This window comes from Maribacter sp., from assembly GCF_039974175.1.
Lineage (GTDB): Bacteria > Bacteroidota > Bacteroidia > Flavobacteriales > Flavobacteriaceae > Maribacter_C.
Genome location: NZ_JBDWJN010000003.1, coordinates 72,408 through 91,846, shown reverse-complemented (window position 1 = coordinate 91,846; position 19,439 = coordinate 72,408). Strand labels below are relative to the sequence as shown.

Below are 19,439 nucleotides of genomic sequence, written 5' to 3'. Positions count from 1 at the left end.
ATACAGTAAAGTAAGTAACTATAATATAATTCTATGGCGTCGCATTACGAAGCACCTATACGAAAACCCTTAGTAATTGGAGACAAAGGATACCACGATGTAACCGTGGACATTGCCGCTCCGATCGAGGGTCGTGCCAACAAGCATTGGTGGATTGTTTTTTCCATTGCTTTGGCAGCATTTCTTTGGGGAGTTGGGTGTATAATCTATACCATTTCTACAGGAATTGGTACTTGGGGTCTTAATAAAACCGTAAACTGGGCCTGGGATATCACCAACTTCGTTTGGTGGGTAGGTATTGGACACGCGGGAACCTTGATTTCAGCGGTACTCTTGTTGTTCCGTCAGAAATGGAGAATGGCGATCAACCGTTCTGCTGAGGCGATGACTATTTTTTCGGTTATTCAGGCCGGATTGTTTCCAATTATACACATGGGTCGCCCCTGGCTGGCCTATTGGGTATTACCCATTCCAAACCAATTCGGATCTTTATGGGTGAACTTTAACTCGCCATTGCTTTGGGATGTATTTGCGATATCGACCTATCTTTCAGTTTCATTGGTATTCTGGTGGACAGGATTGTTACCTGATTTTGCCATGTTACGCGATAGGGCGATTTTACCTTTTCAAAAGAAAATTTATAGTTTATTAAGTTTCGGATGGAGTGGCCGAGCGAAAGACTGGCAACGTTTTGAAGAAGTATCATTGGTATTGGCCGGTTTAGCAACTCCACTTGTACTTTCTGTACACACCATTGTATCCTTTGACTTTGCTACCTCGGTAATTCCAGGATGGCATACTACAATCTTCCCACCATATTTTGTTGCTGGTGCGATTTTCTCTGGCTTTGCCATGGTAAATACCCTCTTGATTATCATGCGTAAAGTATGTCATTTAGAAGACTATATTACCGTTCAACATATCGAACTAATGAACATCGTAATCATGATTACAGGTTCTATAGTGGGTTGTGCCTATATCACCGAACTATTTATGGCTTGGTATTCTGGGGTTGAATATGAACAATATGCATTTTTGAATAGAGCAACCGGACCTTATTGGTGGGCCTACTGGGCGATGATGACCTGTAACGTATTCTCTCCTCAGTTTATGTGGTTCAAGAAATTGCGTACCAGTATCATGTTCTCTTTCTTTATTTCAATTGTAGTAAATATAGGAATGTGGTTTGAGCGATTCGTAATTATCGTTACCTCTTTACATAGAGATTATCTGCCATCATCTTGGACGATGTTCTCTCCTACCTTTGTTGATATCGGAATCTTCATTGGAACTATCGGCTTCTTCTTTGTATTGTTCTTACTCTATGCAAGAACCTTCCCGGTAATTGCGCAGGCGGAGGTGAAGTCTATTTTGAAATCTTCCGGTAGCAGATATAAGAAATTAAGAGATGCTGGTAAACCATTATATCAAATAGATGCCACGGCTCCAAAAATTTCCGAATCCTCAGCTACAAAGCATGAGGAAGTAACGGAAATTGTTGAAGAAGAGGAGGCATCGGTTGCAGATAATAAAGACGCCTCTAGTTTGTTGGCCACAATTGGAACATTTGACCCGACGACGGAAAAGGCTGATGATCTTAAAAAGGTAAAGGGTATTGGACCCAAAATGGAGCAGACCTTAAATCAGATCGGCATTTTTACTTTTGCTCAGGTAAGTCGAATGACCGGTAAGGAATATGATTTGTTAGATTCTATCACCGAAGCCTTCCCAGGTAGGGCGCAACGTGATGATTGGGCGGGTCAGGCAGCGAGATTGATGAACAATGGGCAGTAACAGAAAGCAGAAGTAAACTTCTGCCAACTAAATATAAATGACATAAGTTTCGAGTTGCTGTTTGTTCGAACTTGAGCTTAAGTTTAAAATTGAATTTGTAAATATGGCATCTAAAGTTTTACAGGCATATTATAATGATGATGACGTGCTCATGCATGCTGTTAAAAAGGTGAAGGCCGCCAAGCATCATATTGAGGAAGTTTATTGTCCGTTTCCAGTTCATGGTTTGGACAAAGCAATGGGCTTGGAGCCAACCAGAATAGCAATCACTTCGTTTATGTACGGTTGCGCGGGTCTTACCGTAGCTATTGTTATGATGAACTATATCATGATAGAAGATTGGCCTCAAGATATAGGAGGTAAGCCAAGTTTCAGCTATATAGAGAATATGCCGGCTTTCGTGCCCATTATGTTTGAGTTGACCGTATTTTTTGCCGCTCACTTAATGGTAATCACTTTTTATTTAAGAAGTAGGTTATGGCCGTTCAAAAAAGCAGAGAATCCAGATGTAAGAACAACAGATGACCATTTTGTTATGGAAATCGAAATTCACGATAACGAGGCTGAATTGAAAAAGTTGTTGTCAGACACTGGAGCTGTAGAAATTAATATATCAGAAAAAGACCTTCATTAATATGAACAGTTTTAAGAAAATAGGAATCGTATTTGGATTGCTTGCTGTTTTGGTTTCTTGCCAAGATAAAAGCAAGCCCAACTACCAATATATGCCTAACATGTACGAGCCTGTAGGTTATGAAACCTATAGCGAAGTGGGAATATTACCTGATGCGCAAGAAGCGATGGTTCCTCCTGCAAATACAATTCCTAGAGGATGGATGCCATATGGGTATGAAAACACTCCAGAAGGAAAGGAATTGGCTAGAGTGCAGTTAAGTCCGTTAGACTCTCTTCAAAGAGATGCGAACTTAGTGAAAGGAGCGGAATTGTACGACATTTACTGTGCAATATGTCACGGGCCAAAAGGTAAAGGACAGGGTACATTGGTAAAAAGAGAGAAAATTTTAGGGGTACCCAGCTATGATGATGCAGCCCGAAATATTACGGTAGGAACGAGTTTTCATACCATTCAATACGGATTGAATTCAATGGGTTCTTACGCCTCACAAATGAATACTGAAGAAATGTGGCAAGTTTCTGAGTATGTCATGCAATTGAAGCAAGACTTAACTAAATAATACATAGAGAATAAGATATGTACACGTTTTCGAACAAATTAAAAATAGGTTCCATCATCTTGATGGTTGTCGGTGCATTGGCTATGGGTTGGGGCTTTATGTCTGCTCCTTCCACAGTGGAGGAAGCCAAGACGATGGTGGCAAGCCACGGTGACGGTCATGGAGGTGATCACGGTGCTGAAGCAAAGGTTATTGACGAAGGCCACGGTTCTTACAAAGAAGAAGGTGGTCATGCAATGACAGAAGCGGAGCACGATGAGCACGTTTTTCACCAATTACAAAACAAACCTTGGGCGGCATTGTATGTTGCAGCTTTTTTCTTCTTTATGATCGCTCTTGGTGTATTGGCTTTTTATGCCATACAACGTGCCGCACAGGCAGGCTGGTCTCCATTATTGTTCAGAGTAATGGAAGGTATTACTGCGTATTTGGTTCCAGGTGGTATTATCGTTTTTGTCATTCTGGTATTCTCTGTACTCCACATGAATCACTTGTTTGTTTGGATGGATCCTGATGTGGTTGCTCAAGATGCGATTCTACAGGGCAAAAAAGGATATTTGAATCCGACTTTCTTTTTGGTTCGAGCCGCTATCTTCTTAGCAGGTTGGATCGGGTATCGCGAATATTCTAGAAGGCTATCGCTCGCACAAGATGAGTCAGATGACAATGCTAATTTTAAGTTGAACTTTAGAATATCTGCTGCCTTTTTGGTTTTCTATCTAATTTCAGAATCAATCATGTCTTGGGATTGGATCATGAGTGTAGACCCGCATTGGTTTAGCACCTTATTTGGATGGTATATCTTTGCCAGTATGTTTGTTTCAGGTATTACCGTGATAGCCATGGTAACGATTTACCTGAAATCAAAGGGCTATTTGGAAGAGGTAAATGACAGCCATATTCATGATTTGGCGAAGTTTATGTTCGGTATCAGTATTTTCTGGACTTACCTATGGTTCTCTCAATTCATGTTGATATGGTATGCAAACATTCCCGAGGAAGTTACCTACTATATTACGAGAATAGAAGATTACAATTTACCCTTCTTCGGTATGGTGGCAATGAATTTTTTGTTCCCCGTATTGCTATTGATGAATAGTGATTACAAACGACTGAATTGGTTCGTTGTAATGACAGGAATTGTAATTCTTGCCGGACATTATATGGATATTTTCAATGCAATCATGCCTTCAACCGTAGGTGATCAATGGTATATTGGTATACCTGAGATCGGGGCGATTATGTTCTTTGCAGGCCTGTTCATTTTCTGGATATTCAGAGCGTTAAGTACTGCACCCTTGCAACCGCAACGCAATCCGTTTATTGAAGAAAGTAGACATTTTCATTATTAATACGATTAAAGTATAACAGAAACAGATACGATGACGACAGTACTAACTTTAGCTGTTTTAGCACTAGTGGCAATTGCAATTTGGCAGATGACCAAAATATTTGAATTGTCGCAGCTTAAATCAGAGCAAGCGCAAATAGCCAACGATAACGATAACAAGAATAACGGTTACCTTTTATTCGCGTTTATGGTTTTCACTTACCTGATTACCATCTTTTGTTTTTGGAAGTATACAAAGTTCCTCTTACCGGAAGCTTCGTCTGCACATGGTGAGGAGTACGATTTCTTAATGTTGGTATCTTTTATCATTATTTTTATTGTGCAGTTTATCACCCAGTTTTTATTGCACTACTTTGGGTATAAGTACCGTGGAAAAAAGGAGAATAAGGCTCTTTTCTATGCCGACAATGACCGTTTAGAGTTTATCTGGACTATCATTCCAGTAATCGTTTTGGCCGGATTGATCCTTTGGGGTTTATATACATGGACAAACATTATGGATGTCAACGAGGAAGACGATCCACTAATCGTTGAGCTCTATGCACAACAATTTAATTGGACAGCTCGATATGGAGGCGCTGATAATGTTTTAGGGGGAGCCAATGTGAGAATGATCGATATTGACAAGGCCAACATTTTGGGCTTAGATGAGTCAGATAGCTACGCATCAGATGATATTATAGTTAAAGAATTACACTTGCCTGTTGGAAGAAAAGTAAACTTTAAAATGCGTTCACAAGATGTATTGCATTCTGCCTATATGCCTCATTTTAGGGCACAGATGAATTGTGTTCCGGGTATGACCACAGAGTTCTCGTTTACCCCGATTACTACCACGGCTGATATGAGAAATAACCCCGATGTTGTAGACAAGGTGAATCGAACGAATAAAATTAGAGCCGAAAGGGCAGCCAATGGTGAAGATAATGCCGATCCCTGGGAGTTTGATTATATTCTTCTATGCAATAAAATATGCGGAAAATCGCACTACAATATGCAGATGAAGATAATCGTGGAAACACAGGAGGAATATGACGCATGGATAAAGAGCCAGCAGACTTTTGGTCAAACGATGGCATCAGTACAATAATTAGGCTATAAAAGAAGATTAACATAAATAAAAGAATTTCGATTATGTCAGCAACAGCACATGCACAGGTAGAGGATCATGCTCATGACGATCACGGACATCATCATCATAAAGAGACTTTTGTAACTAAATATATCTTTAGTCAAGATCATAAAATGATTGCCAAACAGTATCTAATTACTGGTGTTTTGGTTATGGGTTTTATTGGGATAGCAATGTCCTTGTTATTCAGAATGCAGTTAGCCTGGCCAGCGGAGTCTTTCCCGATTTTTGAGTTCTTGCTTGGTGATTGGGCTCCCGAGGGAGTAATGGATGCCGATATGTATTTGGCATTGATTACGATGCACGGAACTATTATGGTGTTCTTTGTATTGACTGCAGGTCTTTCAGGTACCTTTAGTAACCTGCTAATTCCGCTGCAAATCGGTGCTCGCGATATGGCATCTGGTTTCTTGAACATGCTTTCTTTTTGGTTGTTTTTCCTGTCATGCGTAATTATGGTGATTTCGCTTTTTGTTGAGGCAGGGCCAGCAGCAGCTGGTTGGACAATTTATCCGCCGTTAAGCGCATTGCCGTCTGCACAACCAGGCTCTGGTTTGGGTATGACCTTATGGTTGGTCTCCATGGCGATATTTATAGCATCCTCTTTATTAGGGTCATTGAATTATATCGTAACGGTAATTAACTTGAGAACGAAAGGAATGTCAATGACGAGACTACCTTTGACCATCTGGGCTTTCTTTATTACTGCTATCATCGGAGTGATTTCATTCCCTGTACTTCTTTCTGCAGCTTTATTGTTGATAATGGATAGAAGTTTTGGAACTTCTTTCTTTTTGTCAGATATTTTTATTCAGGGTGAAGTATTGCATTATCAGGGTGGATCTCCTGTTTTATTTGAGCATCTGTTTTGGTTTTTAGGGCATCCTGAGGTGTATATTGTATTGTTACCTGCTTTGGGGATAACATCTGAAGTAATGTCGACGAACGCACGGAAACCTATTTTTGGATACCGAGCAATGGTTGCCTCCATTATGGCAATTGCATTCCTTTCGACAATTGTATGGGGTCACCATATGTTTATTTCAGGAATGAATCCGTTCCTTGGCTCCGTATTTACCTTTACCACGCTATTGATTGCTATTCCTTCTGCGGTAAAAGCCTTTAATTACATTACCACATTATGGAAAGGGAATTTGCAACTCAATCCGGCGATGCTATTTTCCATTGGTTTGGTGTCTACCTTCATCACTGGAGGATTGACCGGAATCATTCTAGGCGATAGCACCTTAGATATCAATGTTCATGATACTTATTTTGTTGTTGCACACTTTCATTTGGTAATGGGTATCTCTGCGCTCTATGGACTGTTTGCTGGGGTATATCATTGGTTCCCGAAAATGTTCGAAGGCAAAATGATGAATAAGAACTTAGGATATGTGCATTTCTGGGTAACCGCGGTCTGTGCCTACGGGGTTTTCTTCCCCATGCATTTTGTGGGTATGGCTGGTGTCCCTAGACGTTATTACGAAAATACCGCTTTTCCTATGTTTGACGAATTGACTGACGTACAGGTATTGATGACCGTCTTTGCTCTAATTGCCGGTGCTGCGCAGCTGTTATTCGTATACAACTTTGTAATAAGTATTTTCTATGGAAAGAAAGGTCCAAAGAACCCTTGGAAATCAAATACATTAGAGTGGACTGCCGAGGTGAAGCACATTCACGGAAACTGGGATGGACCCATTCCTCACGTACATCGTTGGGCTTACGATTATAGTAAGGTCGATGAGAACGGAGAATATATTATTCCTGGTCAAGATTTTGTACCTCAAACCGTTCCTTTACAAGACGATGAGGAAGAATTACAGCATTAAAGTATACTAGACTAACACAAAAAATTGCTCAACTTGTATAGTTGGGCATTTTTTTTGCTATTATTTTTCAATAAATGCATTTCACTTTTAAATCTTATATTTAGAACACCATCTATAAACCAAGAACGCTATTATGAAAAATATTGTTTTTATACTTTCCTTACTGCTATGTTTCCAAGCTTTTGCGCAACGTAAACCAAAGATAAAGGGTAATAAAAATGTGGTTGATGTAACGGAGAACTTACCCGCTTTCACTGCCATCGAGTTAAATGACGACCTAGACATCAACCTTGTAAAGGCAAATCAAGAAGGTTATGCCTTAACCATCGATGATAACTTAATTGATGTATTGAAATTCAGGGTGGATGATAGCACCTTGGTGATTAGTTCCTTTTACAAAATAACCAGCAAGAAGAAACTTGATATTACGATAAACTATTATGAAATTTCGAGTATCACCCTCCGAGACGGCAGAATACAGATGAAAGATGTTATTGAAACCGATGAGCTTACCATAAACACCTATGGTTCTTCAAAACTTCAGTTAAATGCCGATACCAACCTAACCAACCTTACTATGGAGGGCAACAGTTCGGGCGACCTAAGTTTCGAAAGCGATTCCTTAAACATAGTATTAAAAGATCGAATTGATGTAAGCATCTATTCGACAAGCGAACGAAACAACATTCAGATGAATTCAAATGCGAGTGCCAAAATGGAAGGTACTGCATATGCGTTAAGCGCAACTCTTTTCGATAATGCCAATCTGCGCGCTCGGAAATTGGAAGCTGAAGGGGTTGAAATTATCGCTGAAGGCTCACCCAGTGCCAGAGTCTATGCAAATACTGACTTTGAATTGACCTCTAAGGGTTCGTCAAAAACCTATCTAAGTGGCTCAGCAAAAATTGATATTCTCGAGTTTTTGGATACTTCGGAACTCCACAAGGAGAAGTAGTTATTGAGGGCATCGAGAATCGAGGTTATCGTTGTCTGCTCTAGGGTCGTTCAACGGCAATTAAGAATGCACAAATACAAAGGGGTCTCCACTGCGCTTGACCCAACCTAGTCTAGCAAATAGTTAAAATGGAAAAAGGCGCTTAAGCCAACTACGAAGCTATAGGGGCACTCATACAATGAGCAGGAATTCCCCACCCTTCGGTTAAAACTCCTATATGCGGTCTAAGCTCGGTGCATAAACGTTCTACACGTTGACGAATCGCTTTTGATTTCGTTCCTCCAATATAACCTTGTTCAAGATACCATTCCGAATCCTTACGAATATCATACAAGGCGTGAAGTGTGCCTAGTTTTGCGAATAGGTCCTTGTTTTTCCCTTCCGCCATGGTGTCGACAAAATCAAGAAACGTAGTGTAGGCCAATTCAGTCGCATAGGCCCTGCCCAAAGCAATTAAATGTGTTTGTACTTTCATAAAGGCCTGGTATGATGGCATTCCCTTTTTGATGTAACTACGTATTCGCATGGCCAAAGTGTAGGTCAATCTACGGGTGCGATAATCTAGGGCATGTTTATGAAACTTGGGGTTATACAAATGTGCCTTATCTACCTTGTTTGAATACAACGGATTTATCGTTGCAAGTTTATCGGTTAGCTGTGTGCTTAGTAATTTTAAGACTGCTGTAAACCCAGCACTATTGAATTCTGCTTTAAAATCAGAAAGAACGCCTTTAGCGGCCAATAATAAAAGAACGGTATTGTCACCCTCAAAAGTTGTAAAAATGTCCACATCACCCTTTAAATCGGCAATACGATTCTCAATAAGATAACCTTTGCCACCGCAGGCCTCGCGACATTCTTGAATGGTATCATTGGCGTACCAGGTTATTATCGATTTTAAGCCTGCTACCTGGGTTTCTACAATACGTTTGTCAGGTGTTCGTTCGTCACAGTAATCCTGCATCATCTTATCAAGGGTAATATGATACACATAGGCACTTGCCACCAAGGGTGTTAACCGCAATTGATGGGTTGGGTAGTCCATCAATAAGTCTTCTTGAATTTTTATGCTATCGTTGAATTGCCTTCTTTTTAAGGCGTGTTTAATTGCTACAGTCAAAGCCATTTTCGCCCCGCCTAAGCCCGCCCGAGCTACACATATACGACCCCCAACCAAGGTGCCCAACATGGTAAAAAAGCGTTTGTTGGGGTTTTTAATATCCGAATGGTACGAGCCATCTTCTCTTATATCTCCATATTTGTTCAAAAGATTTTCTCGGGGAACAGCGACTTGATTAAACCAAATCTTTCCATTGTCAACACCATTTAGACCCAATTTATACCCATTGTCTTCTATAATGACCCCTGGAAGTAACTCATGTTTTTCATCGCGTACGGGTACCAGTATCGCATGAACACCTTCATTCTTTCCGTCTACGATCAATTGCGCAAAGACAGATGCCATTTTTGAATGTAAGGCGTTGCCAATGTATTCTTTGTTATCGTTTTTACCGGGGGTGTGAATTATAATTTGGTCTGTTGCCTTGTCATAAGTGGCTGTAGTCTTGATACCACGTACGTTAGACCCATGACCCGTTTCCGTCATGGCAAAACAACCCAAAAGATGTGCTTTACCCGTGTTCATTAGGTATTTGTCATGGTGTTTTTGGGTTCCAAGTTTTTGAATACTCCCACCGAAGAGTCCGAATTGCACCCCGAACTTTATAGTCAGACTTCCATCTACATACATCATGTTTTCAAACATATAGGCATAGCCCTCCATGTCTTCGGTTCCGCCATAAGCTTCGGGGTAGGCCAGTGCTCCATACCCCTTATCGGCTAGGTGCTTTACCTGCTTCAAAACCACTTCTCTGAATTCCTCTTTGTTACGATGAACATTCCATCTAAATATGGGATCATTTAATGCGGAGCGAAATTCGTCAATGACCTTGGCGTGTTTTCCTTTTAAAATCACATCTATTTCGGAAGCATCATAATACTGAGAAGTAGTCTCATGTTCCACCTCCACATCGAACAAATGATTATAATGATTGGGCTGAATTCCCAGATTCACTTCAATGTGCTTTAGGGAGTCGTTAAAAGGGCATTCCTTAAAATAATTGCAGACTACATTTTGGCTAAAAGTGCTCAAAGGAAAGGTATTACTTTCTATCAGCTTTACACCAGAGTTGGCAACAATATGCTTCCAGCTTTTAAGCTCGCTATTTGCGGGCGGATTTTTCTTATCTAACCAAGAAAATAAGGTTCGCGATTCGTCTTTAGTCAAACTGATATCTTGTTCAATCGCTTTTTCCACTACATTTATTTCCGAGACAGACAGCAAATCATCGGACCAAATCACATAGAAAAAAGGAATGTATTGCAAAATTCCAGAGGAGTACGTTTTCTTTTCCATAGGCTGAAATTACGACTTTAGCCCGAAAATTGGAACAAAAAATCCCCAACACATTACGGTATTGGGGATTATCTTGTCAAAATGGAGTTTGCTAGGATTGTAACTCGTAATTATTTGGACCAGCTGCAACTATGGCTTGGCTTACGTCATCTTCAAATTGCTTGAAGTTTTTATTGAAAAGAGTAATCAACTTTCCTTTTACTACTTCATATTTTTCTTTATCCTCCCAAGTGTTTTGAGGTATCAGCACTTCCGATGGCACATTTGGACAACTTGTTGGAATCTCAAATCCGAAGGCCTCATCGGCTACAAATTCAGAATGATCAAAATCTTTGTTGTGAATAGCATCGATCATAGCCCGAGTATATTTCAATTTAATTCTCGAACCTGTACCATAGGCTCCACCTGTCCAACCGGTATTGACCAACCAGGCAGTAACATTATGATGTTTTATTTTATTTGCCAGTAGTTCTGCATATTTATTTGGATGCCACATCATGAATGCGGCTCCAAAACAAGCGCTAAATGTTGCCTCGGGCTCTGTTACCCCCATTTCAGTACCGGCAACTTTTGCGGTATACCCTGAAATGAAATGGTAACTGGCTTGTTCGGGAGTCAATTTACTTACGGGAGGTAATATTCCAAAAGCATCACAGGTCAAGAAGATGATATTTTTTGGATGGCCAGCTACACAAGGCCATTGTATATTCTTTATGAAATTTATCGGGTAGGATGCTCTGGTATTTTGAGTAATTGACACATCGGAATAGTCCACTTTTCTCGTATGTTCATCGTAGACTACATTCTCTAGAACGGTTCCAAATTTAATAGCATTAAAAATATCGGGCTCGTTTTCAGCGGAAAGGTCAATGGCCTTTGCGTAACACCCGCCTTCGATGTTGAAGGTTCCTTCGGCAGTCCAACAATGTTCATCATCACCTATTAATCTTCGCTTAGGATCTGCGCTTAAGGTTGTTTTTCCGGTTCCAGATAAGCCAAAAAGAATAGTTACATCATCTTTTTCACCAACATTGGCTGAACAATGCATGGGAAGCACGCCTTGCAACGGCATCAAATAGTTCATAACTGAGAAAATTCCTTTTTTCATTTCCCCAGCATATTCCGTACCCAGAATAACTATTTCCTTTCGTTCTAAATTTAAGTCAACACTGGTTTTGGAAGTCATTTCAGAGGTATACCGGTTTGCTGGAAATTGACCCGCATTAAAAATCACATAATCAGGTTCCCCGAAATTTGCCAATTCTTCTTCACTTGGCATAATCAGCATGTTCTGCATAAATAGTGCATGATAGGCCCGGGTACAAACAATTCTAGTCTTAATACGATACTTAGGATCCCATCCGGCAAAGGCATCCACTACATAGATATGATCGCAGACATTGAGGTAATCGAGCGCCCGCTCATGGTTGACCATAAATGTGTGTTCATCTAATCCAATATTGATGTCACCCCAATCAATATTCTTTTCCGAATCAGCGTGGCGAACAATTCGTTTGTCTTTTGGGCTACGACCTGTTTTGACGCCAGAATAGGTCATCAACGCACCCACATCTGAAATCGCTGTGCCCTTTTCCAATCGAAGTCCGAGCTCATATAAGACCGGAACGCTGGAGTTTCTGTATATTTTTTCGGTTTCTATACCGTACTTTCGCAGGTTGAATGCTTGTGCCATGTCGGTTCGTTTAAATTTGATAGTTGTTTAAGGACAACTAGTTTCGTCTCTAATTTTGTATAAAGGAGCAAATAATTATCTGTAAAAAGAATGACAATTATCATGCTTTCGGAAGTCGTCGCGAATAGCTTGAATTCCACCTCTTGATTTCACTATCTTTGTCTAGCAATGAATGAATACTTAGACCCATCTACAGACGGTTATTCTAATGAGGAACTCGATATCGAGAGAGCCTTAAGGCCTATTAGTTTTGATGACTTTACAGGCCAAGAACAAGTCTTGGAAAACTTAAAGGTATTTGTAGAAGCAGCAAACCAAAGAGGTGAGGCACTAGATCATACCTTATTTCATGGCCCGCCCGGCTTGGGGAAAACAACACTAGCGCACATACTTGCCAACGAATTGGGTGTGGGCATCAAAATTACTTCTGGGCCAGTTTTGGATAAGCCCGGTGACCTTGCCGGTTTACTGACCAATCTTGACGAACGCGATGTTCTTTTTATTGACGAAATTCATAGGTTAAGCCCTATAGTAGAAGAGTATTTATATTCTGCGATGGAAGACTATCGTATTGATATTATGATCGAAACGGGCCCTAATGCACGTTCGGTGCAAATCAATTTAAGTCCGTTTACATTAATTGGTGCAACAACCCGTTCAGGATTGTTAACGGCACCCATGCGTGCAAGATTTGGTATACAGAGCAGACTCCAATACTACGATACGGAATTACTTTCTACCATTGTACAGCGTAGTGCAGCTATATTGAAAGTGCCAATAACTAATGACGCCTCGATAGAGATAGCTGGTAGAAGTAGGGGAACACCTAGAATTTGCAATGCCCTTTTACGTCGTGTTCGTGACTTCGCCCAAATCAAAGGGAATGGAAATATTGATATGGAGATTTCCAAATTCAGTTTGAAGGCGTTGAATGTCGATGTTCATGGATTGGATGAAATGGATAATAGAATTCTCACCACACTAATTGACAAGTTTAAAGGCGGTCCCGTTGGCATTACAACGCTGGCCACCGCGGTTTCTGAAAGTGCCGAAACTATTGAGGAAGTATATGAGCCCTTCTTGATTCAGCAGGGTTTTATAATGCGTACACCAAGAGGAAGAGAGGTAACTGAATTGGCTTATAAACATTTGGGAAGAACCAAAGGAGGAACACAAGCTGGTCTTTTCTAAATGAAAAACTTCCCCACTGTTTCAACTTACCAAGTACTAAAGAATAGGAAAAGCATCCTGAAAAATCCGCTGCCGTTTCACCATCGGAACTTTGAAAGACTAGGAGATACGTTCAAAGTCAATATAGGCCCGAGTGGGGCTATACTCTTTACAAGAAGCCCAGAATATATTCGGCAGGTGTTACAGAAACAACACAAGAAATACCATAAATCTACTTTACAGACACGTGACTTGGCCAAATATATTGGCAAAGGTTTACTCACCTCAAACGGTGAGCATTGGCGTACGCATCGCAGAATGGTGCAGCCTGCATTCCATAAAAAGAAACTGGAGGTACTTTTGCATATTATGCATGCCGCTATTAGAAAAGAATTGGAACGCATTCAACCGAGCGAATCGAAAGATATGCTTCCGTTGATGGGCGACTTGGCGTTTCAGGTTGTTGCTCAGTCACTTTTCAGTAGAGACGATATACAGTCAGAAATGGAAGCATTAAAGCAGATTGCCGAAACCAACCAGAACATGTTGATTCGTGAAATGCGTCAACCTTTTATGAACTGGTGGTTTAAATTAAGTGGAGAGATCAAACGTCATTTGAGCTATTCGAAGCAAGCACGAGAGCTACTTGATACGATTATTCAAGAGCGTATAGTTTCTGCTAGTGAAAAAGACGATTTGCTTGATATGCTTTTGAAGGCAAGGTACGAAGATGGTACTTCGATGTCTAGACAGCAACTGATTGACGAGTTACTTATTTTGTTTACTGCGGGGCATGAAACCACAGCAAATGCATTGAGTTTTACCTTGTTTCTGTTGGCAAAGAATCAAAAACAACAACAAAAAGCTTTTAACAGTATAGCTCGAGTCGATTTGAATGGAAGTAACCTAATGGAGACACTTCCACAGCTTTCCTACATAAAACAATGTATAGAAGAAGGTATGCGATTGTATCCACCTGCCTATTATATTGACCGAATGTCGATTAAGGAAGACAAATTTGGTGATTATACTATTCCAAAAGACAGCATGATTTTGTTGGCAATTTATGAATTGCATCGCGATGCCACTTTTTGGGAAGCACCTGAGGAATTCCAACCTGAACGTTTTGATCCTTCAGTCAAAAAGGACTTTCAGGAATACTATTATCCTTTTGGCGCAGGGCCTCGAATGTGTGTGGGGAACAATTTTGCAATGTATGAGATGATTTTGGTGGTGGCCGAAATACTCAAAAAGTATGAATTAAATGCAGTTACTAAAGAGGTTGAAATCAACCCTTTGATAACCTTAAAACCTAAGGAAGTCATACTAAAATTTGCGCCGAGATAAGAAAAGCGAAGGAGCTACTACCACCTCGCCTTTCAATTATTTAACTACTAAGGTTATTTTAAAATCGCATTCTCATCAGAGAATTTTTTATAGCTGAAATAAATTGCAGTAACGGCAAAGGCGATAAGCGATACGAGCATTGCAGCATACATTCCCATATTAATAGTACCGGCCATAATCTCTTTGACTCCCAAGCCAATATTCAATACTGGAATAAACACAGTCGCCCATGTGAACTCAATACCCGGCATCAAGGCCATTACCAAAGGTATAATAATCAATATGATGATTGGAGAGGCTTTACTTTGTGCCTCCTTAAATGAAGTCGCCCCCGCAACCAAGGCAATGATAAGTCCGGCCAAGAATAGCGAGAAGGGAATAAGCAACAGCAGTATCATGGTAATTGATTGAAAGTTCAACATTTCACCTAAGGCCGATGTAAGCACTTCAGGTATACCCTCAATGAATTGTAATCCAAGTACCAAACCAATAAGATTCAATAAGGCAGGGATAAAACCAAGTAATGAAGCCACAACTGCTTTTCCCATAAGAACCTTGAATTTCGAAATAGGAAGTGATAATGTGGTTTCAATGGTTTTACGTTCTTTTTCTCCTGTAACCAAATCAATGGCAGCCAATAGACAACCTCCCCACATGGTCAAAATAAAGATATACGGTATAAAGCCCCCAACTCTTTTGCCTATGAGTTCTTTTTGCTCGCCAACTTCTATCACATTCTTTGTGAAGGGCGTCATTTTTTCAACTGGAATTTCCAATTGCGAAATTCTTTTTGATTTTAATTTGGTAGCGTATATATCCAACATCGAGTTCACACGGCCATTCACATTGTCCTTAGTGCCATTTCTATAGATTTTAATCTGACCGCTTCTCAAACTGTCCATTCGGGTCATCCAGTCTGCAGAAAATACCAAGGCAGTTTGAATGGTGTCATCATCGATAAGGGTTTTAAAGTCTATTGATTCATCATAGGTGGTGATCTGGTTTAAGGTATCTTTCAATACCAAACTTTTAAAGTCATCTGGTACATTTACCAAACCAATCTTAATGGATTTCTGTTGGTTGCTCTCTTGAATCATTTGGCTCACCTTAATACCGCCGAACATAAGAATGGGTATTAATAAAGTCGGTAAGACAATGGAGTTGATAATGGTTTTTCTATCTCTTAGAAGCTCGGTAAGCTCTTTCTTTATAATTAGTAGTAAGTCTTTCATGCTAAGCTTCTTTTACACGGTTAATGAATTCCTGGGTAAGGTTGTCAGCCTTCATATCACTTTTGAAATTGTCAAAAGAATCATTGTAGATTATTGACCCTTTATTGATAATGGCAAGATCATCGCATAACAGATCAACTTCACTCATAATATGCGAAGAGAAAATCACCGTCTTGTTATCCGCTTTCGATTCGCGTATTAAATCGATTATGCTGTCAGCGGTAATTACGTCAAGCCCAGAAGTTGGTTCATCAAAAATGAGCACTTCCGGATCATGAATCAAGGTACGTGCAATAGAAACTTTCTGTTTCATACCGGTACTCATCTGGCCCATTCGCTTTTTGCGAAACTCGTTGATACCCAATTTTTCAAAGAGGTACTCCTTACGTTCTTTCATTACAGCCTCGGGCAGTTTGTATACTTTACCAAAAAAATCTAAGGTTTCATCTGGGTTAAGGCGTTCGTAAAGTCCGGTGGAACCTGTTAGGAATCCGATTCTTTTTTTTACCTCGTCATTGCCTTGTGAGATGTCTACGCCGTCCACGATTGCAGACCCTGAGGTAGGGTTTATTATGCCAGCGATCATTCTTAGTGTAGTTGTTTTACCTGCTCCATTTGGCCCTAGAAGTGAAAAAATTCTTCCGGGTTTGCATTCGAAAGAAACTTCATTTACGGCCTTTACCGTAACGGTTTCCTTTTTAAAACCTTTTCCTGTTTTAGAAGTAAAGGATTTTGTTAGATTGTCTATTTGTATCATTTTTAGGTGGTTTCATTTCAGTACTTCTTGTTAGTTACAAAATTTTGAAAATGTTACAGTTTGACCTGTTTTTATTATCTTGAATTCAATTCCTCACTCTGTTACTTCTTTAAATTTTTGTAGGATGAAGCGAAAAGATATGGTGCATTTTTACGAGTTTGTGACAGATAATATATTGTTCAAGCAACTCGAGGTAGATAAGCTTCTTTTTGCGAATTACGATTGCCCTTTGTTAGGATCTCCCGTCGACTATTATGCGAACAGGAACTACTTCTGTTATATTTATGTTGGTGGTGGAAGATGGAAAACGCCAACAGATGAGTATACCTTGACGGCAGGTAGTGCCGCTTTCTTAAAAAAAGGGCCACATCGTGTCTATAAAATATTAAATGGAGATTTTTGTGCCTTGCTCGTTTTTGTGCCTGATGAATTTATTGCCTCGGTTATCAAGAATGATTGTGATTTGTCTATAAATTCTTCTGACATTCAACAAACTGATTGTGTTATTCCCTTGAATTTAGATAAAACCCTTAAGGATTATTTTGAAACTTTACTCAACTATTTTAAGTTAGAGAAAGCACCTTCCAAAAGCTTACTCAAGATAAAATTTAAAGAACTCATTATTAACGTTGCCACTGGCGGCTGCAACCCTAATGCTACTCATTATTTTAAAGAGGTGAGCCGCAGTAACAAAAAAGCGCTCAAACCCATTATGGAAGAACACTTTATTTTCAATTTGAAACTCAAAGAGTTTGCCAAGTTAAGCGGAAGGAGTTTGGCTTCTTTTAATAGAGACTTCATCAAACTTTATAACACTACTCCGGGCAAATGGTTAAAGAAGAAAAGGCTAGAACACGGGCTATTTCTGCTAGAAACTACAGATTTAAACATTAACGAAATCGCCTTAGATATAGGTTTTGAAAACACCTCTCACTTCATAAAATCCTTTAAAGCCAAATATAAAAGTCCACCACTTAAATATAAAAGACGGGTATTGGAAAAAAAATATTAGCACCTATTTGAGTTTTGTAGCATATTTTTTGAGTTTTATGGCAAATACATTGCTTAAAGAAGCTATTAGCTTGCAGAAGCACAATTACTATGAACGCTATAAGCTAAAACCATGAAAAAATATAACTTAAGATATGGCACTGCTTTGCTAGCTTTACTACTGCTACATAGTTGTATACGCAATAATTCAAAGCAATCTGACATCAAAATAAATGAATATTCCGCCCTAGTTGCTTCAGAATGGAATGAGATAGTTTTGGAAACAGCCATAGCGGAAGACAACTTACTAACTTTAAAAGGAGTGCGTGCCACAGCGATGATGCATTTGGCCATGCACGACGTGTTGAATAGTATTGTTCCAGAATACGATCGTTACGCCTATAATTCCACAATGTCAAATGCAGATGCTCTTACCGCTGTCTCTTATGCGGCATACTTTGTGGCCTTAAATGAATTTCCCGAAAAAATTGAAGAGTTTGACAAGTTACTTTCAAAGTATATTGATTTAATTGAAGAGGGCGAAAGGAAAGATCTTGCCAAAACTTTGGGCGAGGCATCTGCTAAAGCGGTTCTAGAATTTCGACAAGATGACAGATACAATGGAGAGGCAGATTATATGTTGCATCCAATGGCACCGGGAGTATACGCAGAGTTCAATGAGCATAGTGGTACTCCTGAAGGATTTGTTTTTGGGGCTGGCTGGGCTACCGCAACACCTTTTATGTTGCCTTCTGCGAGTCATTTTCGAGTTTCCCCTCCACCCGAGATCAATAGTCAGGCGTATACCGAGGCTTTTAACGAAGTAAAAGAAGTTGGTCGATTTGAGAGTGCAGCAAGAACTGATGACCAAACTCACATGGCATTGTGGTGGAAAGAGTTCGTAGAAAGTTCTCATAATACACTGTTAAGAGATTTAATATCTAAAGAAAAATTGAACCTTTGGCTAGCTACAAGGGCCTATGCACTTCTGAATATGGCGATTTACGATGGTTATGTAAATGTATTTGACAATAAATTTTATTACAACCATTGGAGACCCTATACCGCGATTCGATGGGCTGCTAATGATGATAATCCCTATACGGAACCCGATTTGGATTGGAACAATTTACATAAACACACCTATCCGTTTCCATCATATCCTTCGGCACATGGTACGGCAAGCACGGCCGCGATGACGGTGTTGGCAAATACCTTAGGAAAAGGAGATACATATGCCTTTACCATGGTGCAGAAGGAAGTTGATAGCGCCGGTTTTTTTTCAGGGAAGATGAGAATGAATCCGCCGACGCGATCTTTCAACAGTTTTTCCGAAGCAGGTTTAGAGGCCTCGATGTCAAGAATATATTTGGGAATACATTTTAGATATGATTCTGAAGAGGGACATAAGCTTGGAGCCCAAATAGGTAATTATGCCGTTAATAATTTTCTTCAACCGCGAACTGACTAGCGCATTGTTTAGAGTGCAGGCGGATATGGGAAATTTTCCTGCCAATAGTATTGGCGAACTCGCTACCAAAATAGGCCCTGAGATTGAGGAAGACTAGATT

16 protein-coding genes are annotated in these 19,439 nt (G+C 40.0%); 12 read left to right on the top strand and 4 right to left on the bottom strand.

What is annotated here, in order from left to right:
• The first annotated feature begins 33 nt into the window (after window positions 1–33).
• From nrfD to ABJN95_RS01440, 7 genes are all read left to right on the top strand, one after another.
• Window positions 34–1,794, top strand: a complete 1,761-nt coding sequence (nrfD, locus tag ABJN95_RS01470; protein ID WP_348368214.1) for an NrfD/PsrC family molybdoenzyme membrane anchor subunit — start codon at window positions 34–36, stop codon at window positions 1,792–1,794.
• Between the two features lie 103 nt (window positions 1,795–1,897).
• The gene (locus tag ABJN95_RS01465) at window positions 1,898–2,428 is read left to right on the top strand and encodes a DUF3341 domain-containing protein (protein ID WP_348368213.1); all 531 of its coding nucleotides are present in this window, start codon (window positions 1,898–1,900) and stop codon (window positions 2,426–2,428) included.
• 1 nt (window position 2,429) lies between these two features.
• Window positions 2,430–2,990 carry a cytochrome c gene (locus ABJN95_RS01460; protein WP_348368212.1) on the top strand — a complete coding sequence of 187 codons (561 nt, stop codon included), beginning with the start codon at window positions 2,430–2,432 and terminating at the stop codon, window positions 2,988–2,990.
• 17 nt (window positions 2,991–3,007) lie between these two features.
• Window positions 3,008–4,342 carry a quinol:cytochrome C oxidoreductase gene (locus tag ABJN95_RS01455; RefSeq protein WP_348368211.1) on the top strand — a complete coding sequence of 445 codons (1,335 nt, stop codon included), beginning with the start codon at window positions 3,008–3,010 and terminating at the stop codon, window positions 4,340–4,342.
• 30 nt (window positions 4,343–4,372) lie between these two features.
• Entirely contained in the window at window positions 4,373–5,431 is a 1,059-nt protein-coding gene (locus tag ABJN95_RS01450; protein ID WP_348368210.1) for a cytochrome c oxidase subunit II, read from the top strand.
• A gap of 44 nt (window positions 5,432–5,475) precedes the next feature.
• Window positions 5,476–7,308, top strand: coding sequence for a cbb3-type cytochrome c oxidase subunit I (locus ABJN95_RS01445; protein WP_348368209.1), 1,833 nt, complete (start codon window positions 5,476–5,478; stop codon window positions 7,306–7,308).
• A gap of 133 nt (window positions 7,309–7,441) precedes the next feature.
• Window positions 7,442–8,263, top strand: coding sequence for a DUF2807 domain-containing protein (locus ABJN95_RS01440; RefSeq protein WP_348368208.1), 822 nt, complete (start codon window positions 7,442–7,444; stop codon window positions 8,261–8,263).
• Between the two features lie 151 nt (window positions 8,264–8,414).
• Here the strand turns inward: ABJN95_RS01440 and ABJN95_RS01435 are convergent, their stop codons facing one another.
• A complete protein-coding gene (locus tag ABJN95_RS01435; RefSeq protein ID WP_348368207.1) occupies window positions 8,415–10,679 on the bottom strand; it encodes an acyl-CoA dehydrogenase in 2,265 nt (754 codons plus the stop codon).
• Between the two features lie 91 nt (window positions 10,680–10,770).
• Window positions 10,771–12,372 carry a phosphoenolpyruvate carboxykinase (ATP) gene (pckA, locus tag ABJN95_RS01430; protein WP_348368206.1) on the bottom strand — a complete coding sequence of 534 codons (1,602 nt, stop codon included), beginning with the start codon at window positions 12,370–12,372 and terminating at the stop codon, window positions 10,771–10,773.
• 168 nt (window positions 12,373–12,540) lie between these two features.
• Between pckA and ruvB the strand changes: the two genes are divergently transcribed.
• Both ruvB and ABJN95_RS01420 read left to right on the top strand, forming a co-directional pair.
• Complete coding sequence (ruvB, locus tag ABJN95_RS01425; protein ID WP_348368205.1) at window positions 12,541–13,563, top strand: Holliday junction branch migration DNA helicase RuvB; 1,023 nt, start codon at window positions 12,541–12,543, stop codon at window positions 13,561–13,563.
• Window positions 13,564–14,889: a cytochrome P450 gene (locus ABJN95_RS01420; RefSeq protein ID WP_348368204.1), complete on the top strand. Its 1,326-nt coding sequence runs from the start codon at window positions 13,564–13,566 to the stop codon at window positions 14,887–14,889.
• Window positions 14,890–14,942: 53 nt separating this feature from the next.
• On the opposite strand, the gene ABJN95_RS01415 is transcribed toward ABJN95_RS01420, so the two are convergent.
• The gene (locus tag ABJN95_RS01415; RefSeq protein WP_348368203.1) at window positions 14,943–16,121 is read right to left on the bottom strand and encodes an ABC transporter permease; all 1,179 of its coding nucleotides are present in this window, start codon (window positions 16,119–16,121) and stop codon (window positions 14,943–14,945) included.
• Between the two features lies 1 nt (window position 16,122).
• Window positions 16,123–16,878, bottom strand: a complete 756-nt coding sequence (locus tag ABJN95_RS01410) for an ATP-binding cassette domain-containing protein (RefSeq protein ID WP_348368202.1) — start codon at window positions 16,876–16,878, stop codon at window positions 16,123–16,125.
• A 124-nt stretch (window positions 16,879–17,002) separates the two neighbouring features.
• Here ABJN95_RS01410 and ABJN95_RS01405 point away from each other — a divergent pair, with 124 nt between their 5' ends.
• From ABJN95_RS01405 to ABJN95_RS01395, 3 genes are all read left to right on the top strand, one after another.
• Window positions 17,003–17,890, top strand: coding sequence for an AraC family transcriptional regulator (locus ABJN95_RS01405; RefSeq protein WP_348368201.1), 888 nt, complete (start codon window positions 17,003–17,005; stop codon window positions 17,888–17,890).
• A gap of 111 nt (window positions 17,891–18,001) precedes the next feature.
• Window positions 18,002–19,339: a vanadium-dependent haloperoxidase gene (locus ABJN95_RS01400; protein WP_348368200.1), complete on the top strand. Its 1,338-nt coding sequence runs from the start codon at window positions 18,002–18,004 to the stop codon at window positions 19,337–19,339.
• Window positions 19,302–19,436, top strand: a complete 135-nt coding sequence (locus ABJN95_RS01395; protein WP_348368199.1) for a hypothetical protein — start codon at window positions 19,302–19,304, stop codon at window positions 19,434–19,436. The genes ABJN95_RS01400 and ABJN95_RS01395 overlap by 38 nt, the downstream gene beginning before the upstream one ends.
• Window positions 19,437–19,439 lie beyond the last annotated feature (3 nt).